Genomic DNA, 23,788 nt, shown 5'->3' on the forward strand with positions numbered 1-23,788 from the left:
CAAGTGCAAGTGGATCTCCGATCTGCTGCTCGACAATTGCGGCGTCTACGTCCAGCCGATCAACTACCCCACGGTGCCGAAGAAGACCGAGCGGCTGCGCATCACGCCGACCCCGCTGCATTCCGATGCCGATATCGCCCATCTGGTCGAGGCGCTGCATTCGCTCTGGTCGCGCTGTGCACTCGCAAGGCACGTAGCCTGATCTTTCGATGATCGTTCGGCCGTAACGCGGCGCCTCCATTGGAGGCGCTGACAGCGGCCTGTTTCGGCGATCATCAGGCGCAGCAACAAACCTGTCTTCGCAAGGACAGGGCGATCCAGCTCCATCGCATTTCCTCCAACCCTTACATCATCCGGCAATCCGGCCCCGCCGATGCGCGCCCGGTCTTGCTCGCGCCATCCCTATTATTCCGCCACTGCACTTGCTGACTGGACGCTCGGCGGGAAAGAGAAAACCTTTTCTCACTTGACATGCGAGTTGGTAAAAGCTTTTCTCAGCTCACTTCAGAAGGAGGAAGGTCTGAACATATCGGGAGGAAAAAGGGGCAGGATTACCATCCACGAGGTGGCGGCGGCTGCCGCGGTGAGCATCTCGACGGCGTCGAAAGCGCTCAACGATACCGGCCGGATGGGGTCGGAAACGCGTGAACGGGTGAAGCGGATCGCCGCCGAAATCGGCTACCGGCCGAATGCGCTGGCAAGAGGTCTTCTCAGCAAGCGCAGTTTCACCGTCGGGCTGCTGACGAACGATACCTACGGCCGTTTCACGCTGCCTGTCATGGCGGGTATTTCGGACGCGCTCGTCGATCACGGCGTTTCGGTCTTCCTGTGCGCCATCGAAGACGATCCGGCCCTTGCGCAGATCCATGTCGATGCGATGTTGGACAAACAGGTCGACGGCATCATCGCGACGGGGAAGCGCCTGGATCGGCGCCTGCCCGTCGATCTGTCGAATTTGCATGTGCCTGTTGTCTACGCCTTCACGGAGGGGACGCAGAACAGCGTTACCTTCCGGTCGGACGACGAGCAGGGTGCGCGGCTGGCGGTGGAATGGCTCGTGAAGATCGGGCGGCGGCGGATTGCCCATATCACCGGGCCGGAGGACTTCTTCTCGGTGCGGGAACGCGCCGGCGCCTATCACGAGGTGGCCGGTCACCGCGAACCGGTGCTCTACGGCGTCTGGTCGGAAAGCTGGGGCCATGACGCGGTCGAACAGCTGTGGAAGAGGCCGGGAGAAAAACCGGATGCGCTCTTCTGCGGCAATGACCAGATCGCCCGCGGCGCTGTGGATGCGTTGCGCGAGCGCGGCGTCAAGGTGCCGCAGGACGTCTCGGTCATCGGCTTCGACAATTGGGAGATTGTCGCGGCCCAGACGCGGCCGCCGCTGACGACGGTGGACATGGAATTGAAGGAACTCGGACGGCAGGCCGGATTGACGGTGCTGGCGCTCGCGGAAGGACGGCCTGTCGAGCCGGGCGTGAGGAAATTGCCCTGCCGGCTGATCGTCCGGCAGTCATGCGGGAGCAAAGCTTCCACGGAATGAGAACAAGGGAATGAGCAAAGGCGCAGGGAGATGCGCCATATCGGGAGGAGTGTCATGATCAAGCGTTTATTGGTGGCGACCAGCATCGCTACCCTATGTCTGGTATCGGCCGCGTCGGCTGCCGAAAATGTCGAGATGTGGGTTCGCTCGGGGATCGGCGATGCCTTCAAGAAGGTCGTCGAAGCCTATAATTCCGGTCACGAGAACAAGGTCGTGATGACCGAGGTGCCGTTCTCCGAGTTGGTGCAGAAATATGCGACGGCGATCGCCGGCGGACAGGCGCCGGACGCCCTGTCGATGGATCTGATTTATAACCCTGCCTTTGCCGCGGCCGGCCAGCTGGAAGACCTGACGGACTGGGCGAAGTCGCTTCCCTATTTCAATTCGCTTTCGCCGTCGCATGTTCGCCTCGGCACCTATCAGGATCGGATCTACGGCCTGCCGCTTTCGGTCGAAACCTCGGTCTTTGCCTGGAACAAGGACCTCTACAAGAAGGCCGGTCTCGACCCGGAGAAAGCACCGGTGAATTGGGACGAAATCACCGCCAATGCCGAGAAGATCCGGGCGCTGGGTGACGATACCTACGGCTTCTATTTCTCCGGCGGCGGCTGCGGCGGCTGCATGATCTTCACCTTCACGCCGCTGGTCTGGGGCGCCGGCGTCGATATCCTGTCGGCCGACAGCAAGACGGCGACGCTGGATACGCCTCAGATGCGCAAGGCGGTCGATATCTACCGCAACATGGTCAAGAAGGACCTCGTGCCGGCGGGTGCTGCCAGCGACAACGGCGCCAACTTCCTGACCTTCACCAACGGCAAGATCGGACAGCAAAGCCTCGGCGCCTTTGCCATCGGCACGCTGGTGACCGAACATCCCGATATCAACTTCGGCGTGACCCTCATTCCCGGTGTCGACGGCAAGCCTTCGTCCTTTGCCGGCGGCGACAATTTCGTCATCACCAAGGGCACGAAGAAGATCGATGCGGTGAAGGAGTTCCTCGAATACGTCTATTCGATGGACGGCCAGAAGATCATGGCGAAATATGGCAGCCTGCCGACGCGCGGTGATATCGCCGACAAGGTGCTGGAGGGTCTCGACCCGCGCATGCAGGTTGGCTTGAAGGCGATCGCCGTCGCCAAGACGCCCTATACGCTGCAGTTCAACGATCTGATCAACAGCGCCAACGGGCCTTGGGCAAGCTTCACCAACGCCGCGATCTTCGGCGAGGACGTCGACGGCGCGTTTTCGAGCGCCCAGTCGGAAATGCAATCGATCATCGATAGCGGCCAATAACTCTCCCTCGGCCGCGGCCGGGGAGCGGTGGCAGCTTCCCGGCCAATTTCAATTGACAGATGCGGAGCGTTTGATGACCGGTTTCGGTTCGGAGATCCTGTTGCCTCGACGCAGACGACGGCGCAAATCGAACTGGCGCGGCCTCGTCTACATCGCGCCTGCTATGGCGCTGGTCATCGTCTTCTTCATCATGCCGGTTCTCTTCACTGGATGGATGAGCCTTCACAACTGGCCGCTGATGGGGGCGTCGCGCTGGATCGGCTTCAACAATTACGTTCGCATGGCCAACGACAGCCGCTTCATGACGGCGCTGAATTTCACGGCCTATTATACGGTGATCGTCACTGTCGCGATCTTCGCGATCGCCTTTCCGCTGGCGATCTTCGTCGAAAAGGAACGGCAGTTCGTCAGCGCCTACCGCACGATCATCTTCCTGCCCGTCGTGGTCGGCCTTGCCACGGCCTCGCTGCTTTGGGTCTGGCTTGCCAATGTCGATAGCGGCTTCATCGGTCCCGCCTTGAAGGCGCTCGGTCTTCTGGAAAAGAGCCCCAATCTTCTCGCGACCTTCGACACCGCCTTTCTGACTGTTGTGGTGATGGTCGTCTGGAAGATCGCGGGCTTCACCATGATCATTCTTCTAACCGGGCTCCAGGCCATTCCGTCCGAGCTGACGGAGGCCGCCCGCATCGACGGCGCCGGCCGCTGGCAGCGGTTCAGGCATCTGACCTTGCCGCTGATGCGCAAGACGATCGCGCTGGCGCTGATCGTCTCCGTCACCGGTTCGATCCTCGCCTTCGACCAGTTCTACATCATGACCGCAGGCGGACCGCAGAACAAGATGATCTCGGTGGTCTACTACATCTTCAATCAGTCCTTCGTGTCGTTCAATCTCGGTTATGGCGCAGCACTCTCGATCGTGCTTCTCGCCATCCTGGTGGCGATCAGCATCGTGCAGCTCTGGCTGCTTCGCGTCGGGGAGGAGCGTCCATGACCACCTCAAAAGAGCGCCGCACGCGCAAGGCGATCCGGACGAAATCGGTCTATCACCTGACCGGCATCGCCATATCGATCTTCTTTCTCGCCCCTTTCGCGATCACGCTCTTGTCGTCCTTCCGACATGGCACGGAGGCCAGCCTGCCGCCCTTGCCGCCGTGGCCGACCTCCGGCGTCAGCATCGATTCCTATGCGCTGCTCGATACGTTCGGCGCCGGCATATGGCGGCACATGATCAATTCGCTGTTCGTTTCGGTCGCCACCGTGGTGCTCACCGTCGCCGTCAGCCTGCTCGCCGGCTACGGCTTCTCGCGCTACCGGTTCCCGATGAAGAATGCGCTCTTCGTGTTGATCATCGCGACGCTGATGATCCCGTTCCAATCGATCTTGACGCCGCTCTTCATCATCCTGGCAAAGCTCGGCCTCAACAATTCGCTGCTTGGGCTGACGCTCGTCTATGTGACGCTGCAACTGCCCTTCTCGGTCTTCATGATGCGCAACGCCTTCGACGCCGTGCCGAAGGAGATCGAAGAGGCGGCGCGCATCGACGGCGCACGCGACCTCAGGCTCTTGGTCCGGGTTCTTCTGCCGCTGGTGCTTCCCGGTGTGGCGACGGTCGCGATCTTTGCTTTCCTCAACGCCTGGAACGAGTTTCTCGCGGCGCTCGTGCTGCTCTCCAGCAATGAGAAATACACCCTGCCGGTGCTGATGACGGCGGTTCGCGCCGGACGGCTCGGCGCCATCAACTGGGGAGCGGTCCAAGCCGGTGTCGTCGTCATGACGATCCCCTGCCTGATCGTCTTCCTGCTTTTGCAACGCTACTACATGCGCGGGCTGATGGCCGGCGCGGTGAAATGATTTGAGAGAAAGTGGAGCCATGACCAAAGCAAGCAACGATCGCCAGTTTCGTCCCGTCGCCGTTCCCGATGTCGAGCTCGGCGGCTTCTGGGGCAAATGGCAGGACGCCGTCTGCAATTCCACCGCCGAGACCCTGCTCGACCGCTGCGTCGAGGCCGGCATGCTCAAGGCGATCGATGTCAGCCAGCCGAGCCCCGGGGTCGTCATTCCCATTCAGCCTTGGGGCGGGACGACGCAGATGTTCTGGGATTCCGACCTCGGCAAGTCGATCGAGACCATCGCCTATTCGCTTTATCGCCGGCCGAACCCGAAGCTCGAGGCGCGCGCCGACGAAATCATCGACATGTATGAGAAACTGCAGGACGAGGACGGTTATCTGAACGCCTGGTTCCAGCGCGTCGAACCGAACCGCCGCTGGACCAATCTGCGCGACCATCATGAGCTCTATTGCGCCGGCCATCTCATGGAAGCCGCGGTCGCCTATTACCAGGCGACCGGCAAACGCAAGCTGCTCGACATCATGTGCCGCTATGCCGATTACATGATCAAGATTTTTGGCCACGGCGAAGGCCAGATATCAGGCTATTGCGGCCATGAGGAAGTCGAGCTGGCACTGGTCAAGCTCGCCCGCGTGACCGGCGAGAAGAAATATCTCGACCTGTCGAAATATTTCATCGACGAACGCGGCACCGAGCCGCATTTCTTCACCGCCGAGGCAAGCCGCGACGGCCGCAATGTCTCCGAATACCACCAGAAGACCTATGAATATGCGCAGGCGCACCAGCCGGTGCGTGCGCAGACGAAGGTCGTCGGCCATGCGGTGCGCGCCATGTACCTCTATTCGGGCATGGCCGACATCGCCACCGAATACAAGGACGACAGCCTGACGGCGGCGCTGGAAACGCTCTGGGACGATCTGACCACCAAGCAGATGTACATTACCGGCGGCATCGGCCCGGCAGCCTCCAACGAAGGCTTCACCGACTATTACGACCTGCCCAATGCCACCGCCTATGCCGAGACCTGCGCTTCGGTCGGCCTGGTGTTCTGGGCAAGCCGAATGCTCGGCCGCGGTCCGGATCGGCGCTATGCCGATATCATGGAGCAGGCGCTTTACAACGGCGCGCTGCCGGGGCTTTCGACCGACGGCAAGACGTTCTTCTATGACAATCCGCTCGAAAGTGCCGGCAAGCACCACCGCTGGAAGTGGCACCATTGCCCCTGCTGCCCGCCCAACATTGCCCGGCTGGTGACCTCGATCGGCTCCTATATGTACGCCGTTGCCGACAACGAGATCGCCGTGCATCTCTATGGCGAGAGCACCGCGCGGCTGAAGCTTGCCAACGGCGCCAACGTGGAGCTCGAGCAGGTGACCAACTACCCGTGGGAGGGCGCGGTCGCCTTTACCACCCGGCTGGAGAGGCCGGCGCGCTTCGCGCTGTCGCTGCGCATCCCGGACTGGGCGGAGGGCGCCACCCTCAGCATCAACGGAACGATGCTCGATCTCAACGCCAATATGCAGGACGGATATATCAGGATCGATCGTGAATGGGCCGACGGCGATCGTGTCGCCCTCTACCTGCCGCTTTCGCTTCGCCCGCAATATGCCAATCCGAAGGTGCGTCAGGATGCCGGCCGGGTCGCATTGATGCGCGGCCCGCTCGTCTATTGCGTCGAAACCACAGACAATGGCGAAGACCTCAACGCCATCGTTCTGCCCCGCGAGCTTCCGGCCGCCGAAACCGTGGTGCTGAAGGATCTCAACGATGCCGTCGCCCTCGATCTCCAGGTCGAGCGCGAGGAAACATCGAATTGGGGAACGCCGCTCTACCGCAAAGCGCCGGCCGAAAGGCAGGTCGCCACCGCGCGTTTCGTGCCCTATCATCTCTGGGACAACCGCGCGCCCGGAGAGATGCTCGTCTGGGTCCAGTCGGACAAATAGGCCGTTTGGGGATGACGAAGGATATGGGTAACAAGAGCGTCGTGCTCCAGGACGTGCGAAAAAGCTATGGCAGTCTGCAGGTGGTTCACGGCATCGACCTGACGATCGCCGAGGGCGAATTCGTCGTCTTCGTCGGGCCGTCCGGCTGCGGAAAATCGACGCTTCTTCGCATGATCGCCGGCTTGGAAGACGTGACCGACGGGGAGGTCGAAATCAAGGGACGTGTTGTCACCGATCTCGATCCATCCGAGCGCGGCATCGCCATGGTCTTCCAGTCCTACGCGCTCTATCCGCATATGAGCGTGCGGGAGAATCTGGCCTTCGGCTTGAAGATGGCGCGCACGCAAGCCGCCGAGATAGAGACGCGTGTCAAGGCCGCGTCCGCGATCCTGAAGATCGATCATCTTCTCGACCGGCGGCCGGGACAGCTTTCCGGCGGTCAGCGGCAGCGCGTGGCGATCGGCCGTGCGATCGTGCGCAAGCCCGATGTCTTCCTGTTCGACGAACCGCTGTCCAATCTCGATGCGGAACTGCGCGTTTCGATGCGCATCGAGATCGCCCGCCTTCACCGCGAACTCGGCAACACGATGATCTATGTCACGCACGACCAGACCGAGGCGATGACGCTCGCCGACAAGATCGTCGTGCTGCGCGATGGCCGTGTCGAACAGGCCGGGACGCCCCGGGAAATCTACGAAAATCCCTCGAATACCTTCGTCGCGGGCTTCATCGGCTCGCCTCGGATGAACCTTTTGAACGCCCGCTGGGGTGAGGGTGGTCTGGTCGAAGTCGCAGGCCGGCGCATCGGCAGCGGCTTGCCGCCGGCAGACAGGCCGGTTGGCGCCGCGGTGACGCTCGGCCTGCGGCCGGAGCATCTGAAGGTGGCATCCGACCTTTCGGGCAGCCTGACGGCCAGGGTCGATTTTTCGGAGTATCTCGGCGGAACGCAATATCTCTATTGCCAGCTTGCCGATGGCCAGTCGCTCACCGTCGAGCATCGGTCACCGGTCAGCATCGCAGCGGGTGAGCAGGTGAGCCTGCTGTTCGAACCGTCGGATTGCAGATTGTTCGACGAGGGCGGCAACCGGTTGCGGTAATGGCGGCCGCCAGGGATAAGCGGGCGGCCTCTCGGCGAACGGCCCGTGGGCATTTCACACGGCGATCGCCGGTGTCATGAGCTCCGCCGCTCTCTGCCGGGCCTGCCTGTCGGCGGCGAAGACATCGTCCATGCCGGCAGCCGGCGGCAGGCCGGCGAGATCGTCCATGACCCTCTCGGTGATCTCGGCCATGGCAAGGAAGGGCAGCCGCCCCTCGATGAAGGCTTCAAGCGCCACTTCCTTGGCGCCGTTCAGCACCGCACCCTGAACGCCGCCGCGCGTCATCGCCAGGCGCGCCAGCCGCAACGCGGGAAACCGCACCTCATCCGGCGCCTCGAAATCCAGCCTGGCGAGCTTGGCGAAATCCAGCCGCTCGATCGGCAGGTTCGGCCGGCGCGGAAAGGACAGGGCATAACCGATGGCGGTGCGCATATCCGGTGCGCCGAGTTGCGCCAGCACCGACCCATCCGTATAGCCGACCATGGAATGGATGATCGATTGCGGATGGAGGATGACTTCGATCTGTTCGGGCCTGAGACCGAAAAGGTGTCGAGCTTCGATCATCTCCAGCGCCTTGTTGAACATCGAGGCGCTGTCGATCGAGATCTTCAACCCCATCGACCAGTTCGGGTGGGCGCGCGCGCTTTCCACCGTCACATCGGCCATCTGCCGCAGCGAGGCGGTGCGGAAGGGACCACCCGACGCCGTCAGGATGACGCGCTCGACCGCGTGGCGCTGGGTTTCCTCCAACACCTGGAAGATGGCATTGTGCTCGCTGTCGACAGGAAGCAGCCTGCCGCCGCCCTGGCGAACGGCTGCGATAAAGAGATCGCCCGCCGATACCAGGCATTCCTTGTTGGCAAGGGCGATATCGGCGCCGCGGCGCGCAGCTGCAAGCGTCGGCGCCAGGCCTGCGGTGCCGACGATTGCCGCCATCACCCAGTCGGCTTCGCGCTCAGCCGCTTCCATCAGGCCGGATTTTCCCGAGGCGACGGCGATGCCGCTGCCGGAAAGTTCGCTTTTCAGTGATTCGTAGTGCCGGTCGTTTGCCGTTACCGCCAGCCGCGCGCCGGATGATTTCGCCTGTCGGGCCAGCAATTCTATATTGCCGTTGCCGGTCAGCACGGAGATTTCGAAATTCTCCCGTCCGCCCAGGTGCTCGACGACATTGAGTGTATTCTGGCCGATCGAACCCGTCGAACCGAAGATGCTGAGGCGCCGCGGCGCGCTTTTGCCGGTCATCATGTGAAATTTCGCGAAAATTTCTCTCGTAGGCTCAGGCTCTACTAGGGTTTGGAAGGGGCGGCAAGTGTGCGGTGCAGCAGATTTCAGCCCATAAGGGGTTTACAGAGCCGCAGGTAGATGTGATCCTTCTAACATTGCTGGCGGAATCGCGATTCCGCTGCGGCCGGTCACGGTCGCATGGCAATTCGGGGCGCTGCGGCGTCCATCGAAGAACTGGCACGCGTGCCGCCGGCCTTTTCGGCCAACATTAAATCGAGGATGAAACCGGGATGGACGGCTTGCCGTGATCCCCCATCGCGTTCGGCTGCGAGCGCTTCATGTCCGCTGTTGCGTCGGTTTCGGCACGGCGGCCCCGTGTCAGGTCAAAACGTTCTTAACTTCATGACGACATTCAAAATAGCATGCATTCTTTTCGCCATCCTGCTCTCGCTCACCGTTGCAGCGAGAGCTGATGATCTGGTGATCTGGTCGCCGGCCAAGCTTTCGGACCGGTCCTACAAGGCGACCTTGGGTTTTCGCCTGCCGGCGGAATGGGAAACGAGCGCCGGCGCCGACATAGCCCTTGCCTCGACCAAAGGCGGCGCGCCGCTGCCCGATTCCGAACAGGCAATGCTCTGGGGCAGGATCGTAAAGACGGCCGTCACGCCAGCGGGCCAATCGCAGCAGGGCGCGAAGGTCAGCGTCGATACGCTGCGCGGCAGCGGCGCGCTGACGCTGAGCCGCTCGCGCAGCTGGATCCTGTCCGATTCGCTCGATATGCAATCGAGCCGGTCCATCAGCGTTCAATTTGATGCGGTCGATATCAGGCAGGCCTCGGTGACGGCATCGCAGGCGCTGAAACTGATCCATCCCTGGACGGGAACGTCGCTTTCGGCGGGCACAGGCGTCAGCAATGCCAGCGGCGACTTCTCGAGCACGGTGGCGGTCAACCAGGCCATCCTGCCGAACCTCAATCTCGATGCCTCGGTGAACAATCCGTTTTCGGGAGGTGAGACCGGCAGCATCAATCTCCGCTATCGCGTGCAGTGGTAGCGGCGCTGAAACCAACTCCGTCGAACGGCGTTTGCTAAGCAGGTTTCACGGAGGAATGGATCATGGTTTTCAAGGAGCAGACATTTCACGGGCTCGAGCCCGAGATGGAAGCGGAAATCGCCAATCGTGCATCTGTTGAGGCGGATGTCGCCAATGCGCTGGCGATTGCCGGCGGGATCGATGCGTCTGATGTCGAGGTGACGATGGAAAACGACCACATCGTGCTCACCGGCACTGTCGGCACGGTCGGCGAGATCGAACGGGCAACCGTGGTCGCCAAGGCGGTCGAGGGCGTGCATTCGGTGCAGAACCGAATCCTGCTTGGCGGCCCGCTTGGTGGATTGTCACTTGACGGCACGCATTAAACCGAAAGCCCGCTCCGGGGCCAAACATCCCGGACGAGGACTATCACGTCGTCACCGGTAGGGCCGCGCTCAGCTGGTCAACCGGCGAAGCGTTCGACGAGGAAGGACGAGCCGGCCAGACGATCCGTCTTCTGCATGGCGCCCGACCCCTGCGGCTGGTAGGCGATGGCCAGCAGCACGGCGCTGACGGCGACATAGGCGATGGCCAAAAGAATCATCTTGATACGCATGATGAACACTCCCGTTTCGCAATAAACGCGGCTGATATTGCGAAAGTTCCTCATCTGCGAGATCGAGGCGAGATCAGATGAAAAGCCCGGCTGCGAAGATCAGCCGGGCTTTCCCGTAGGGATTTGCCTTATCGGCAGATTCGGGTTTCCTTGACGACCGTGTGGCCGTGACGGCGGATTTTTTCCGTCTTGGTGAAGCAATCCTGGGAGACGTGGCGCGGCCTCATGTGATGGCGGTAATAGGGCCGTTCCGCATGGCGGTAAGTGGGACGCGCGTCGTCCGTGGTGATGGTCACACTTGCCGCCTGGGACGGCATTGCGGAAAAGATAGATGCAGCAGTGAGCGTGCAGGCAAGGATAATCTGTTTCATGACGAGCCTTTCTTTCTGAGTTGGTCATTCTGGGTTGGTCAGGGCATCAACTCGCCGGAAGCGTCGCCGGTTCAATCACATAGCGTTACCGATTGTGTCGAAGGCAGAAACCTTTACGGCCGCGGATCGTTAGCGCAGGGGACAGCCGGAGGCATCGATCATGGGTCCGATTGCAAGAATCTTCGCTATTGTCGCCGGGCTTGCCGGCGGCACGGTGTTTTCGCAGGCGCCGGAATTTGCGCAGCAATACCGCCAGCGGATCGGCGGGGCGATCGACGAATTGCGCGTCATCGTCGAGGATTTCAATGCCCAGGCGGCCGAGCATCACCTCGATCGCCAGCAGGCGCTGAACGCCTATGCACAATCGCCCGACGATTTCCTGCGCGACCGCGGCGTCTCGATGCGCAGCACGATCACGCGCTACGAAACGCTGCTGTCGCAGCAGCTCCACCTCGGCACCGCTCCACCCGTCGCCAAGCCCTTCGTGCTGCTGGGCAATGCCGATGACGTCGTCTTCGCCAATACCTGGCGCGATTTCGTGCCCGGCGTGCCGGTCAGTTTTGCCGGGCTTGTCTGGGGCGCGATCGGTTTTATCGGTGGCTGGATCGTGGCGGCGCTGCTGGGATTAGGCGCGCGGCAGGCGGTGAGGACGCGGCGGGTCCATCGTGAGGTGCGGTAACCAACGACGGCGAAAGCGGCTTGGTGCGAGCTTGTCTCGAGGAGGAAATTAAGAATTTTGCGAGCGGGCTGGGCTTTGCGCTCGAATTCCCCCGCCAAATGTCGGCGGGGGGATCGTTGATATCGATCGAAACAGGCTCGTCCCGTTGCCTGCTTGATGATCGGGCCGGAGAACCTTGTTACGCGGAAGCGGCCGCTTCCTTGGCGACGCCGCCGGACAGCAAGCGCCAGATACCGAACGCTACCGCGCCCATCGCCAGGAAGATCAAAAAGATCAGGAAGTTGTAGTAGATCATCGCCGCCAGCGCGACGAGGGCAAGCCCAAGGGCAATGGCCGGGACAACGGGATAGCCCCATGCCTTGAACGGCCGGGCAAGCTCGGGCTCGGTCCGACGCAGTTTGAACAGCGATGCCATGGAGACGATGTACATGATGATCGCGCCGAACACCGACATCGTGACGATATTGGCAGTCAGCGGCAAGCCGCCGATCTGGATCAGGTTGTCGGAGAAGATCGCGGCAATGCCGACAACGCCGCCTGCGAGGATAGCAAGGTAGGGCGTGCGGAATTTCGGGTGAATCTTCGCGAGAACTTCCGGCAGGTAGCCTGCGCGACCCAGCGCAAAGATCTGCCTGGAATAGCCCATGATGATGCCATGGAACGATGCGATCAGGCCGAACAGGCCGATCCAGACGAGCATGTGCAGCCAGCCGGAGGATTCTCCGACGACAGCCTTCATCGCCTGCGGCAGCGGATCGTTGATGTTGGACAGCGTACGCCAGTCGCCAACACCTCCCGCGAAGATCATCGTGCCGAAAGCCAGGAATACGAGAGTGAGAATCCCTGCGATATAGGCGATCGGCACGGTGCGGGTGGGGTTTTTGGTTTCCTCTGCAGCCATGGCCGCGCCTTCGATCGCCAGGAAGAACCAGATGGCGAACGGAATGGCGGCAAAGATGCCTCCAATGGCACCGACCGAGAATTCAGGGGCGCCAGCCCAGCCATTGGCCACGAAGTTGGCGACGGAGAAGCCGGGCAGAACGACACCCATAAAGACCAGGAGTTCAATAATGGCGAGGATGGTAATGAAGAGCTCGAATGTCGCGGCGATGGTGACGCCAACGATATTGAGCGCCATGAAGATGAGATAGGCGCCGACGGCCGCCAGTTTCGGATCGAGCCCCGGGAACTGCACATTGAGATAGGCGCCGATCGCAAGCGCGATGGCCGGAGGGGCGAAGACGAATTCCACCAGTGTTGCAAAGCCCGCAACGAAGCCGCCGAGCGGGCCGAAGGCCCTGAGCGCATAGGCAAATGGCCCGCCGGCATGCGGAATAGCCGTCGTCAACTCCGTGAAGGAGAAAATGAAGGTGGTGTACATGACGGCGATCAGAATCGTGGTGACCAAGAAGCCGAGTGTGCCGGCCGCTGCCCAGCCATAGCTCCAGCCGAAATATTCGCCGGAGATGACGAGGCCGACTGCAAGTCCCCATAAGTGCAGCCCGGTCAGGCTCTTGGCGAGCGTCGGTTGAGAATTTGACATGATTGTTCCCCTGTTTTGTAGATTGAACTTTATGCTTCTTGGTGTGGCAGCGCTTCTATGGCGCCTTCGGCATTTTCCTTGAGATCGACACCGGTCAGTTGCAGTCGCAGCGCCTCCCGGACGATCCAAACGATCTTGTCGGCCGCGACCTCGTAGCTGAGCCCGTCGGCATGGATATTGGAAATACAGTTGCGCTCGCTGTCACGCCGTCCCGATTGCGGTCGGAAGGTGATGTAGGCGCCGAGGCTGTCAGGGACGCTTAGTCCCGGCCTCTCGCCGATCAGCACGATGGCAACTTCCGCGCCAAACGCCGCCGCTGCCTCATCGCCAAATGCCACCCGGGCCTGCTCGCCCAATATCACCGGGGCGACGCTGAAGGCCCCGAGACGCTTCATGCATGCGTTAAACAGCGGCACCGCGTGGTGCTCGACCGCCGAGGCCGAAAGTCCGTCGGCAATGATGAAGGCGATCTCATAACGATCGCCTGGGCTCGGGAGATCGGCTGCGTTGGTCTGACGGCCGAGATCCGGGCGCGCCAGATAGATCGTCCGGTCTTTGGCGCGAGACCGAATCCGGATCGTCGGCACGGGAGCAAGCTGCTTGGCAAGGGCGACAAAATCCACTTGCCCATGCACGGCATCCCGTGCCCGGGCATGGGCAAGCTGGAAGTCGAGAATTGCCGATGTCGGCAAGGCGTCGCCTGCTCTGCCAAGCCCAATGCGGGCGCGTGTGGCGTTGCGGAACCGTGCAAACGGATCTCGTTCGAAGGGAGTCATGCCGATGCCCTGTAGCTCAAGAGATTGCGGGAGAAGGCGCCCGAGGCGCTGGCAGGCGCAAGACGACCCGTGTGATCAAGCATGCCCATGCGATGAAGCCAGGCTTCGAACTCCGGAGCCGGCGGACGATTGAACTGGTGCCTGAGGCCGACAATATCGTGGTAGGAAAGGCTCTGATAATTGAGCATGACGTCGTCGGCGCCGGGCACCGCGATCAGAAAGCTGACACCCGCGACAGTCAGCAACACCATCAGATTGTCCATATCGTCCTGGTCGGCTTCCGCATGGTTCGTGTAGCAAACGTCGACCCCCATCGGCACGCCAAGCAGTTTGCCGCAGAAATGGTCTTCGAGCCCGGCGCGGATAATTTGCTTGGCGTCGAAAAGGTATTCGGGGCCAATGAAGCCGACCACCGTATTGACGAGCAACGGATCGAGCTCACGTGCAACGGCATAGGCCCGCGCCTCCACCGTCTGTTCGTCGACACCATGATGGGCGTCGGCCGAGAGCGCGCTGCCCTGGCCGGTCTCCAGATACATGACATTGCTGCCGACCGTGCCGCGCTTCATGGAAAGTGCCGCCTGCTGGCCTTCCCTCAGGAGGGCGAGGTCGACGCCGAAACCCCTGTTGGCGGCTTCCGAGCCGGCGATTGACTGGAACACCAGATCTAGCGGCGCTCCAGCCTCGATCGCCTTGATTGACGTGGTGACATGGGTCAACACGCAGGATTGGGTCGGGATATCGAACCGTTCGCGCAGCCGGTCGAAAAGAACCATCAATCTTGTGCATGCCTCGAGATTGTCGGTAGCCGGGTTGATGCCGATCACCGCATCGCCGATCCCATAAAGAAGTCCGTCGAGCGTCGAGCCGGCGACACCTTCAGGATCATCGGTGGGATGATTGGGCTGAAGACGGCTCGACAGCCGGCCGGGCAGACCGATCGTGGAACGAAAGGCCGTGACCACCCTGCATTTGCCGGCGACGGTGATCAGATCATGGTTGCGCATGATCTTGGAGACCGCCGCGACCATCTCGGGGGTGAGGCCCGGTGCAATGGCAAGCAGTCTTTCGGCGGTCGCGTCATAGGAGAGAAGCCAATCGCGAAACTCGCCGACCGTCATATGAGATATCGGCGCGAATGCCGTCCAATCATGGCGGTCGACGATCAGTCGGCTGACCTCGTCGATCTCGTATGGGATGACGAGATCCTCCAGGAAGGTTTTGAGAGGCATATCCGCAAGCAGATAGCGGGCGGCCACCCGCCGCTCGTTGCTTGACGCGGCGATCCCGGCCAGCACGTCACCTGATTTCAATGGCGAAGCGCAAGCCAATACCGATTTCAGATCCTGAAAGACATGGCGTTCGCGTCCTAGAACGATCGAATATGTTGTCATCTGCTCCGGGCCGTCGACCGGCCTATTCCAAATGCCCGAGAACTCATCCACCTTTCGGTTGTGGGAATTCACGGGCTTCCGCCGAGTATGCTCGGCACTACGCCAAACAACGCAAGAAGCGTGCCATTCTTTACGGGCTGGGATGCCGAGGCAGCCGTGCCAAGGACTTCGCATGGCTGACCATCAGGGCCGACGCTGCGCGCGGTTATCGCGGAGACTGTTTTCAATTTAGGACGGCTAATTCGCTAGCGTGGTTGTATCCACTTTGCGATAGCATGCTCCGATGTGCGCAGATTTGCCACCGGCTCAACACTGATTGCAAATATATTCGTTGATCGTCCTGATCCAGCGGTTCTAGCCGGAGTGTTTTTTCGATGGGGCAGTCTGTGCTGAGACGCGATCGTCCATTTTGAGCTGACTGACCGTAGATCGACGCCGATGTCGAAAAACTAGCCAATTGAACGAATCCAATCGATCGCCAATTTCTGCATCCGAAGAGTTCGGTCGTGCGGTTTCAGCGCGACACTTGGCCTGGCTATTACCGATCAAAGGCCGGTTTCTCATGACATCATTATTGCGTTCTTGCATGTCCGCAGGAACGTGCGTTCTTTCAAGGGAGATAAGCATCTGATTGACTGGTGATCCCGGCGCGATTCGAACGCGCGACCCCCAGATTAGGAATCTGGTGCTCTATCCTGCTGAGCTACGGGACCACTTGCATGCCATGCATACAAAAGGCTTGGCGGGAAGCCAAGCCTTAATTGTTGCTAGGCGCCGAGGCGTTGTTCGGCGAGGCGGACCCAATAGGAGATGCCGTGGGCGATGGCTTCGTCGTTGAAGTCGTAGGCCGGGTTGTGGAGGCCGGCGCTGTCGCCATTGCCGATGAAGATGAAGGCGCCGGGGCGGGCGTTCAGCATATAGGAGAAATCCTCGCCGCCCATCATCGGATCGATCTCGGCGTTGACATTGCCTTCACCGGCGATGGCACTGGCGGTGGCGACCGCATGCTCGGTCTCGTCGGGATGATTGACAGTAACCGGATAATTGCGGTGGAAGCTGATGTCGGCCTCGGCGCCGTGGGCTGCGACCAGGCCCTCGACGATCTGCCGGAACCGTGTCTCTGCGAGTGTGCGCACCTCGGGGTCGAGGGTGCGGACCGTCCCGGCGAAGGTGGCATCGTTCGGAATGACGTTATGGGCAAAACCGGCGTTGAACTTGGTCACCGAGACGACCACCGAGCGCAGTGGATCGGCGCTGCGTGAGGCGATCATCTGCAGGTTGGCGACGATCTGGGCGCCGATGGCGATCGGGTCGATCGTCCGGTGCGGCTGGGCGGCGTGGCCGCCGCGGCCTTTGATGGTGACGGTGAATTCGTCGGTCGCCGCCATGATCGCGCCCTTGCGGATGGCGAACTGGCCGACGGGCAGGCCCGGCAGATTGTGCATGCCATAGACCTCTTCGATCGCGAAGCGCTCCATCATGCCGTCCTTGACCATCAGATTGCCGCCGCCGCCGCCTTCTTCGGCGGGCTGGAAGATGACGGCGACATTGCCGTTGAAGTTGCGCGTCTCGGCCAGGTATTTCGCAGCGCCGAGCAGCATGGCGGTGTGGCCGTCATGGCCGCAGGCATGCATCTTGCCCGGCGTCTTCGAGGCCCAGGGTTTTCCGGTGATCTCGGTCAGCGGCAAGGCGTCCATGTCGGCGCGCAGGCCGACCGTGCGGCGGCCTTCACCCTTGCCCTTGATCAGGCCGACGACGCCGGTGCGGCCGATGCCGGTGACGATCTCGTCGACGCCGAATTCCTTGAGCTTTTCGGCGACGAAGGCGGCCGTGTTTTCCACCGCGAAGAGGAGTTCGGGCCGGGCGTGGATGTGGCGGCGCCATTCGGCGACTTCGTCCTGCAACTCCGCGGCTCTGTTCAAAATCGGCATATTCGCGTTCCTGTTATGAATTCCCGACAATCATTCATCGCATCACAAGGGTGTGAAGCTGGGGTGTGAGGCTTTTGGAAATTACTTAGTCAATGACCTTTGCCATGTCATAGCCATATAGGCTAAATAGGGGAAGGTTTCGAGATTTTCCTGATATCCGAAGGACGAACTGTGTCGACGAGCCACTTCCGTTTGTTTGCAGCGCTGCGACCGTTGAGCTTCATCGTCGCTGCGACAACTAGTTTTCTTGCCTTCGTTCCGCTTGCCCAGGCCAATCCGCATATTCTCGTCGACGTGCAGACCGGCCGCGTGCTCGAGCATGAAGAAGCCTTCCGCAAGTGGTATCCGGCCTCGCTGACCAAGCTGATGACCGTCTATACCGTGTTCGACGCGATCCGCGCCGGTCAGATCAGCCTCGATACGCCGATCGTCATGAGCAAGCGCGCCGCCGCGCAGCCGGCTGCCAAGATGTATTTCAAGCCGGGCCAGAAGCTGACGCTCGATAGCGCGCTGAAGATCCTGATGGTGAAATCGGCCAACGACATCGCCGTGGCGGTCGCGGAAGCCATCGGCGGTACGCAGGAAGGCTTCGTGACGCGGATGAACGGCGAGGCGCTGAAGCTCGGCATGACGGATTCGCATTTCGTCAATCCGAACGGCCTGCCCGGCAAGGGGCAATATACGACGGCGCGCGACCTCGCGGTGCTGACGGTGGCGTTGCGCCGCGATTTTCCGCAATATGCCGGTTATTTCTCGCTGGAGGGCTTCACCACCGGCCAGCAGAATGTACCGAGCCTCAACATGCTGATTGGCCGCTTCGCCGGCGCCGATGGCATGAAGACCGGCTTCATCTGCGCCTCGGGCTTCAACCAGATCGGTTCGGCGACGCGTAACGGCCGCACTCTCGTCTCCGTCGTGCTCGGCACCGACAGTCTTGCGGCGCGCGCCGATGCGACGGCGAACCTTTTGCAGAAGGGATTCACCGCGCAGTTTCCCGGCAATGACACGCTGGGTTCGCTGCGGCCCTACGGCCCGGGACAGGACCAGGTGACCGACATCACAGCCGATATCTGCAGCGCCAAGGGCGCCAAGGTGCGCAGCGAAACGCGCGACGAGGTCGGCCGGATGAGGGTGCAGTCGCCCTATATCCTGGAAATGGACCACGATCCGCGATTCGTCTTCGCCGGCCTCATTCCGGGCCAGGCCCCTCAGCCGGCCGCGCAGCCGGAAAAGATGGCGCGGGGCGATACCGCAAGCGCGATCGCCAACGTGCCGGTGCCGATGCCGCGCCCGACATCCTTTTAAGCTTCAAGGTAAAATGACATGAGCGCGCTCAACGACAGGATTCCGGTCACCATCCTGACCGGCTTTCTCGGCGCCGGCAAATCGACGCTGCTCAACCGTATCCTCAAAGACCCGGTGATGAAGGATGCGGCCGTCATCATCAACGAATTCGGCGATGTCGGTATCGACCATCTCCTGGTCGAAAGCTCCGGCGATTCGATCATCGAACTGTCCGATGGCTGCCTGTGCTGCACCGTGCGCGGCGAGCTGGTGGATACGCTGGCGAACCTGATGGACGCCGTGCAGACGGGCCGCGTCAAGCCGGTGAAACGCGTCGTCATCGAGACGACGGGCCTTGCCGATCCCGCACCCGTCATGCAGGCGATCATGGGAAATCCGGTCATCGCTACAAATTTCGAACTCGATGGCGTCGTGACCGTCGTGGATGCCGTGAATGGCCTGCAGACGCTCGACAATCATGAGGAAGCGCGCAAGCAGGCAGCGGTCGCCGACCGGCTGATCGTCTCGAAAAAGGCGATGGCCGAGGCAACCGCCGGGCTGGAAAAGCGCCTGCGGGCGCTCAATCCTCGGGCGGCGATGATGGATGCCGACAGTACCGAGGCGGGCAGTGCCGCAGTGCTGGTGAACGGGCTTTACGATCCGGCGACGAAGATCGCCGATGTCGGCCGCTGGCTGCAGGACGAGGATGCGCATGAGGCGCATCATCATCACAATCACGATGACAATCGTGATGGCGATCAGGATCATGATGGCGATCACCATGGGCACCACCACCATCATCATCACGGGCATGCGGATCAGGACCCGCACGACGTCAATCGTCACGATGCCTCGATCCGCTCTTTCTCGATCATCGAGGAGAAGCCGATCGATCCGATGGCGCTCGACATGTTCATCGATCTCCTGCGTTCGGCCCATGGCGAGAAGCTTCTGAGGATGAAGGCGATCGTGTCGGTCTCCGACCGGCCGGATCGGCCGCTGGTGCTGCATGGGGTGCAGAGCATCTTCCATCCGCCGGTGCGGCTGCCTGCCTGGCCGGGAGAAGACCGGCGCACGCGCATGGTGCTGATCACCCGGGATCTGCCGGAAGCCTTCGTGAAGGACCTCTTCGACGCCTTCCTCGGCAAGCCGCGCATCGACATGCCCGACCGCGTGGCGCTGTCCGACAATCCGCTCGCTATCCCCGGCATGCGAATTTAGAGCATGTCGCGCAAAACTGGGCAGCGGTGTTGCGATAACGACGCGCTTTAGCGCTTGCGGATCAGGAAGCGGTGGCCGCTTTCGGTCTTTTCCGTCTCGACCAGCTCGTGGCCTTCCTCATTGCAGAAATGCGGCATGTCGATCACGGCAAGCGGATCTGTCGTGTCGACGCGAATGAGTGCACCACTTGCCATGGCGGCAAGCTTCTTGCGTGTCTTGATCACGGGGAATGGGCATTTCAGGCCGCGAAGATCGTAGAGAACGGGGTTCAAGCCGTTCAGTTCCTCGCCCAGAATTTCCAGAACGGCTTCTTTGCCGCGGCGTCTGCCGTTTCTTGCGGTTCGGGCGCGGTAAAGGCCAACGGATTCTGCATCGGCACCGGCACGACCGCCGGTGTGGCGGCAGCGACGGCCGTTTCCTGCGGCTGGGCGGAGATTGCCTGCGGCCCGGCAGGCGCTGCCGGCGTGGCGCCCGGCGCGCTCTTGGCGGCAAGGCCCTGCGCGGTGCGCTTGGCCATCAGGTCTTCGAGTTCGGCGACCTTGACCATGCGGCCGGCTTCCAGCGAGGTGCCGGTCGGGGCGTAAGCGAGTTCGCGGCCCTTACGCAGCTTGGCGACCACGGCCTTGCGCTCGGCTTCCGTGGGATCGTACCAGGCCATGCCGTCATATTTGCTCATCGCCTTGGCATAGTCGGCATCATAGGTCTTGCCGTAGGAGGCAAGGGCCGCCGTCAGCGCCGGCGGTGTCGACATAGCAGGGCACTTGCCGGCGGCATTGAAGGCGCTGCCGTCGGTTGCCTGCTGATTGAAGACGTATTTCTTCTCGCAGACGTTCACCTCAGGCGGGCGCTTGGTGACTTCGAAATTGTCGTAGCCGACCTTCAGCATCTTCCAGAAGTCGTAATTGCTGTCGAGGCGATGCTTGACCATGTTTTCCGCGGTCATGCGGAAGGGGAAGGCCTGCAGTTGCACCGTTGCCTGGCCGCCCTTGAAGGCGTCGCGGGCGAAGGCGTAGATCTCCAGCACCTGCTGGTCGGTCATCGAATAGCAGCCGGAGGACGAGCAGGCGCCGTGGATCATCAGATCGGAGCCGCTGCGGCCGTTCGCCGCGTCGTAGCGGTTCGGGAAGCCGGTGTTGATAGCCAGATAATATTTCGAATTGGGGTTCAGGTTGGCGCGCGTCAGCTCGTAGAAACCTTCCGGCGCCTGCCGGTCGCCGGTCTTTACCTTCGGGCCGAGACGGCCGGACCAGGCGCAGATCTTGTAATCGGCGACCTTGTCGAAACGGTTGTCGGTCTTCGCCTTCCAGATCTCCATGGCACCTTCTTCCTTGAAGATGCGGATCATGATCGGCGAATTGCGGTCCATGCCCTTGGCGGCCATGGCGGTGAGGATATGTGGGGGAAGCGGCTGCTCCACCTTGTTCTTGACCTTGGAAAGATCGACCTGCGCGGTTTCCAACGCGTCATTGCAGCCGGACAGAGCCAGCGCCATGAGGGAAATATAGGCAAAATGACGTATGCGCATCCAAACTAGCCCATAAAGATAGTGCGATCCGGTCCCGCCTATGGAGTCCGGGCATTGGAAGGAATCATAGGCGGCTTATACTTTATAAATCCCTACCAGCCTATGACTTGCCACGAACATCCCCGCAAGCGCGAAAGTTACAGATAACATCAATGTGGCCAAGATTTGGCCCCAATCGGTGAAGAGCCGAAGTTGAGTTAGAGATTGCGGCCCATGGCGAGGAATTTCTGGCGACGATCGTTGCGCAACTGCTCGCCGGAGCGCGACGCCATTTCGGCCAGAGCATTGGCGATCACATCGCCGGTCGCGGCAATGACGCTGTCGGGATCACGATGCGCGCCGCCGAGCGGCTCGGAAATGATGCCGTCGATGACGCCGAGCGATTTCAGGTCCTCGGCGGTGATCTTCATGTTGGTCGCCGCTTCCCGGGCGCGGGTGGAATCGCGCCAGAGGATGGAGGCGGCGCCTTCCGGCGAGATGACGCTGTAGATCGAATGCTCGAGCATATAGACGCGGTTGCCGGTGGCGATGGCAATCGCGCCGCCCGAGCCGCCTTCGCCGATGACGACGGAAACGAGCGGAACCTTGACGCCGAGGCACATTTCCGTCGAGCGGGCGATCGCCTCGGCCTGGCCGCGTTCTTCGGCGCCGACGCCGGGATAGGCGCCTGCCGTATCCACCAGCGAAATCACCGGCAGGCCGAAACGATCGGCCATTTCAAGGATGCGGATCGCCTTGCGGTAGCCTTCCGGACGGGGGCTGCCGAAATTGTGCTTGATGCGGCTCTTGGTGTCGTTGCCCTTTTCCTGGCCGATGACGGCGACCGGCTGGCCGCGGAAACGGGCAAGGCCCGCCTGGATCGCGGCATCTTCGGAAAACTTGCGGTCGCCGGCAAGCGGTGTGAATTCCTGGAACAGCGTCTTGGCATAATCGACGAAATGCGGGCGCTGCGGATGGCGGGCAACCTGGGTCTTCTGCCAGGCGTTGAGCTTGGAGTAGATTTCGACGATCGCCTCACGGACGCGAACCTCCAGCCTGCCGATTTCATCGGTGGTGTCGATGCTCTCGTCTTCCGTTGCGAGCTTCTTCAGCTCGATGATCTTGCCTTCGAGGTCGGAGATCGGCTTTTCGAAGTCGAGATAATTGTGCATGAGGTGCGTTTCCGTTCCTTGTGCCCGGGGCGTTTTCCTGGCTCCGCCCCATGTCGCCGGTCCTATTCGTGCTTTTTCGCCTGTTTGGCAAGGGGGTGATGCGTCTGGACGAGCTGCTGCAGCCTCTCTTCCAGGACATGTGTGTAGATCTGCGTGGTCGAAATGTCCGAATGGCCGAGCAGTTCCTGCACGACGCGCAGATCGGCGCCGTTGGCCAGCAGGTGGCTGGCAAAGGCGTGGCGCATGACATGCGGCGAGATCAGTGACGGCGTCAGGCCGGCGCGGATCGCCAGGTTCTTGAGGTCGCGGGCGAAAACCTGGCGCGGCAGGTATCCCTCCTTCGAGGCGGCGGGAAACAGCCAGGCGCTTTCCTGCGGCTCCTTTGCCGCGGCGTTTTCGGTCGCCAACAGGCGCCCATAGGATTTCAAGGCTGTGATTGCCGATTGCGACAGCGGCACCAGCCGCTCCTTGTTGCCCTTGCCGCGGATCATCAGGAACCGGCCTTCCTGATCGAGCACGCGGGCAGGAAGCGAAACGAGTTCGCTGACGCGCATGCCGGTGGCATAGAGAAGCTCCAGCAGCGCCAGCATGCGCAGGCGCTGCAGCTGGCCCGGAGCCGGATCTTGCGCCTCGGTCTCGGCCTGGGAAAGCAGCCTGCCGACCTCCTCGACGCCCATCGTCTTCGGCAGCGGACGGCCTTTCTTCGGCGCGTCGAGAATGCCGGTAGGGTCGTCGGTCCTCAGGCCCTCGGCATAGAGAAACTTGTAGAATTGCCGCATGGCGGCAAGCCGGCGCGCCTGGGAAGAGGGCTTGAAGCCCTTTTGGGCGAGCGAGGAGAGATAGGCGGCGAGATCGGCGGAGGCGGCTTCGGTCAGCCGCACGCTGCGGCCGTTCAGGAAGGAGCTGACGTCATCGAGGTCGCGCTCATAGGATTGCAGCGTATTGGCGGCGGCACCCCGCTCGGCGCTCATCATCTCCAGGAAGGATTCCACGTGGACGCGGCCGAGATCCACCATGCCGGTCACTTCCTGGGCGTGTCGATGGCGCCCGTGGCGGGCGGATTGACCCGCTCGGACGGTATGCGGATCGTCACGTCGCGCTGCTGCGGCTCCACGAAGGTCACAAGCGCCAGCATCGCTCCGTAGACCGTCCCGGCGAGGATCGCGCAGACGAACAGGAAACGGAACAGGGTCGGCATCCGGCAACTCCTTCATGCTCTGCTTCTGTTATAGGAAGCCTGTCTGCAAGTGCAAGAAGCGGTATTCAAGCCATGATTCCCTTGTCCGCGACTTGACGCTCCATCTGCATTTGTCGA

At 61.5% G+C, this 23,788-nt stretch carries 24 protein-coding genes and 1 tRNA gene; 12 read left to right on the forward strand and 13 right to left on the reverse strand.

The genetic code is table 11. From position 1 onward, the window contains the following. The 7 genes from ACMUVN_RS31420 to ACMUVN_RS31450 form a co-directional block, all read left to right on the forward strand. Positions 1–202 (forward strand): aminotransferase class I/II-fold pyridoxal phosphate-dependent enzyme (locus ACMUVN_RS31420; RefSeq protein WP_414815965.1); only part of this gene is annotated, 202 nt, incomplete at its 5' end. Positions 203–565: 363 nt separating this feature from the next. Then, on the forward strand, positions 566–1,543 hold the full coding sequence (locus ACMUVN_RS31425) for a LacI family DNA-binding transcriptional regulator (protein ID WP_063476270.1): 978 nt from the start codon (positions 566–568) through the stop codon (positions 1,541–1,543). Positions 1,544–1,597: 54 nt separating this feature from the next. Beyond that, positions 1,598–2,836, forward strand: a complete 1,239-nt coding sequence (locus ACMUVN_RS31430) for an ABC transporter substrate-binding protein (RefSeq protein ID WP_063476271.1) — start codon at positions 1,598–1,600, stop codon at positions 2,834–2,836. A gap of 73 nt (positions 2,837–2,909) precedes the next feature. Continuing rightward, a complete protein-coding gene (locus tag ACMUVN_RS31435) occupies positions 2,910–3,827 on the forward strand; it encodes a carbohydrate ABC transporter permease (protein WP_028756465.1) in 918 nt (305 codons plus the stop codon). Continuing rightward, on the forward strand, positions 3,824–4,687 hold the full coding sequence (locus ACMUVN_RS31440; protein WP_063476273.1) for a carbohydrate ABC transporter permease: 864 nt from the start codon (positions 3,824–3,826) through the stop codon (positions 4,685–4,687). The genes ACMUVN_RS31435 and ACMUVN_RS31440 overlap by 4 nt, the downstream gene beginning before the upstream one ends. A 19-nt stretch (positions 4,688–4,706) precedes the next feature. Continuing rightward, positions 4,707–6,629, forward strand: coding sequence for a glycoside hydrolase family 127 protein (locus ACMUVN_RS31445; RefSeq protein ID WP_047615509.1), 1,923 nt, complete (start codon positions 4,707–4,709; stop codon positions 6,627–6,629). 23 nt (positions 6,630–6,652) lie between these two features. Further along, positions 6,653–7,726: an ABC transporter ATP-binding protein gene (locus tag ACMUVN_RS31450; RefSeq protein ID WP_174824527.1), complete on the forward strand. Its 1,074-nt coding sequence runs from the start codon at positions 6,653–6,655 to the stop codon at positions 7,724–7,726. Between the two features lie 54 nt (positions 7,727–7,780). On the opposite strand, the gene dxr is transcribed toward ACMUVN_RS31450, so the two are convergent. After that, the gene (gene dxr, locus ACMUVN_RS31455; RefSeq protein WP_028756461.1) at positions 7,781–8,971 is read right to left on the reverse strand and encodes a 1-deoxy-D-xylulose-5-phosphate reductoisomerase; all 1,191 of its coding nucleotides are present in this window, start codon (positions 8,969–8,971) and stop codon (positions 7,781–7,783) included. Between the two features lie 381 nt (positions 8,972–9,352). Between dxr and ACMUVN_RS31460 the strand changes: the two genes are divergently transcribed. Then, positions 9,353–10,003: a hypothetical protein gene (locus ACMUVN_RS31460; protein WP_047615501.1), complete on the forward strand. Its 651-nt coding sequence runs from the start codon at positions 9,353–9,355 to the stop codon at positions 10,001–10,003. Between the two features lie 62 nt (positions 10,004–10,065). Next, complete coding sequence (locus tag ACMUVN_RS31465; RefSeq protein ID WP_028756459.1) at positions 10,066–10,368, forward strand: BON domain-containing protein; 303 nt, start codon at positions 10,066–10,068, stop codon at positions 10,366–10,368. Positions 10,369–10,445: 77 nt separating this feature from the next. Here ACMUVN_RS31465 and ACMUVN_RS31470 read toward each other — a convergent pair whose 3' ends face one another. Both ACMUVN_RS31470 and ACMUVN_RS31475 read right to left on the reverse strand, forming a co-directional pair. Beyond that, a complete protein-coding gene (locus ACMUVN_RS31470; RefSeq protein WP_164736003.1) occupies positions 10,446–10,598 on the reverse strand; it encodes a hypothetical protein in 153 nt (50 codons plus the stop codon). A gap of 128 nt (positions 10,599–10,726) precedes the next feature. Continuing rightward, complete coding sequence (locus tag ACMUVN_RS31475) at positions 10,727–10,969, reverse strand: hypothetical protein (protein ID WP_018482748.1); 243 nt, start codon at positions 10,967–10,969, stop codon at positions 10,727–10,729. A gap of 160 nt (positions 10,970–11,129) precedes the next feature. Here ACMUVN_RS31475 and ACMUVN_RS31480 point away from each other — a divergent pair, with 160 nt between their 5' ends. Beyond that, positions 11,130–11,648: a DUF2937 family protein gene (locus ACMUVN_RS31480; RefSeq protein WP_097596285.1), complete on the forward strand. Its 519-nt coding sequence runs from the start codon at positions 11,130–11,132 to the stop codon at positions 11,646–11,648. Positions 11,649–11,826: 178 nt separating this feature from the next. Here ACMUVN_RS31480 and eat read toward each other — a convergent pair whose 3' ends face one another. The 5 genes from eat to ACMUVN_RS31505 all read right to left on the reverse strand — a co-directional run bounded on the left by eat (position 11,827) and on the right by ACMUVN_RS31505 (position 17,292). Then, complete coding sequence (eat, locus tag ACMUVN_RS31485; protein ID WP_179874717.1) at positions 11,827–13,191, reverse strand: ethanolamine permease; 1,365 nt, start codon at positions 13,189–13,191, stop codon at positions 11,827–11,829. Between the two features lie 29 nt (positions 13,192–13,220). After that, on the reverse strand, positions 13,221–13,967 hold the full coding sequence (eutC, locus tag ACMUVN_RS31490; RefSeq protein WP_063476279.1) for an ethanolamine ammonia-lyase subunit EutC: 747 nt from the start codon (positions 13,965–13,967) through the stop codon (positions 13,221–13,223). Beyond that, on the reverse strand, positions 13,964–15,412 hold the full coding sequence (locus ACMUVN_RS31495) for an ethanolamine ammonia-lyase subunit EutB (protein WP_097596298.1): 1,449 nt from the start codon (positions 15,410–15,412) through the stop codon (positions 13,964–13,966). The genes eutC and ACMUVN_RS31495 overlap by 4 nt, the downstream gene beginning before the upstream one ends. A gap of 585 nt (positions 15,413–15,997) precedes the next feature. Beyond that, positions 15,998–16,074: transfer RNA gene (locus tag ACMUVN_RS31500), tRNA-Arg, on the reverse strand. A gap of 54 nt (positions 16,075–16,128) precedes the next feature. After that, complete coding sequence (locus tag ACMUVN_RS31505; RefSeq protein WP_028756454.1) at positions 16,129–17,292, reverse strand: M20 aminoacylase family protein; 1,164 nt, start codon at positions 17,290–17,292, stop codon at positions 16,129–16,131. A 171-nt stretch (positions 17,293–17,463) separates the two neighbouring features. Here ACMUVN_RS31505 and ACMUVN_RS31510 point away from each other — a divergent pair, with 171 nt between their 5' ends. Next, entirely contained in the window at positions 17,464–18,597 is a 1,134-nt protein-coding gene (locus ACMUVN_RS31510; protein WP_097623538.1) for a D-alanyl-D-alanine carboxypeptidase family protein, read from the forward strand. An 18-nt stretch (positions 18,598–18,615) separates the two neighbouring features. Then, positions 18,616–19,797 (forward strand): CobW family GTP-binding protein, encoded by a 1,182-nt coding sequence (locus ACMUVN_RS31515; protein WP_097596287.1) that lies wholly within the window; start codon positions 18,616–18,618, stop codon positions 19,795–19,797. 47 nt (positions 19,798–19,844) lie between these two features. Here ACMUVN_RS31515 and ACMUVN_RS31520 read toward each other — a convergent pair whose 3' ends face one another. The 5 genes from ACMUVN_RS31520 to ACMUVN_RS31540 form a co-directional block, all read right to left on the reverse strand. After that, the gene (locus tag ACMUVN_RS31520; RefSeq protein ID WP_028756451.1) at positions 19,845–20,069 is read right to left on the reverse strand and encodes a sulfurtransferase TusA family protein; all 225 of its coding nucleotides are present in this window, start codon (positions 20,067–20,069) and stop codon (positions 19,845–19,847) included. A 5-nt stretch (positions 20,070–20,074) separates the two neighbouring features. Beyond that, on the reverse strand, positions 20,075–21,322 hold the full coding sequence (locus ACMUVN_RS31525; protein ID WP_097596288.1) for a L,D-transpeptidase family protein: 1,248 nt from the start codon (positions 21,320–21,322) through the stop codon (positions 20,075–20,077). Positions 21,323–21,519: 197 nt separating this feature from the next. Continuing rightward, a complete protein-coding gene (locus ACMUVN_RS31530; RefSeq protein WP_028756449.1) occupies positions 21,520–22,473 on the reverse strand; it encodes an acetyl-CoA carboxylase carboxyltransferase subunit alpha in 954 nt (317 codons plus the stop codon). 62 nt (positions 22,474–22,535) lie between these two features. Further along, a complete protein-coding gene (gene xerD / locus ACMUVN_RS31535) occupies positions 22,536–23,489 on the reverse strand; it encodes a site-specific tyrosine recombinase XerD (RefSeq protein ID WP_063476282.1) in 954 nt (317 codons plus the stop codon). Between the two features lie 5 nt (positions 23,490–23,494). Beyond that, positions 23,495–23,671, reverse strand: coding sequence for a hypothetical protein (locus ACMUVN_RS31540; RefSeq protein WP_028756447.1), 177 nt, complete (start codon positions 23,669–23,671; stop codon positions 23,495–23,497). Between the last annotated feature and the right edge of the window lie 117 nt (positions 23,672–23,788).

Source organism: Rhizobium sp. IY2, assembly GCF_047532935.1.
Classification (GTDB): Bacteria; Pseudomonadota; Alphaproteobacteria; order Rhizobiales; family Rhizobiaceae; genus Rhizobium; species Rhizobium anhuiense.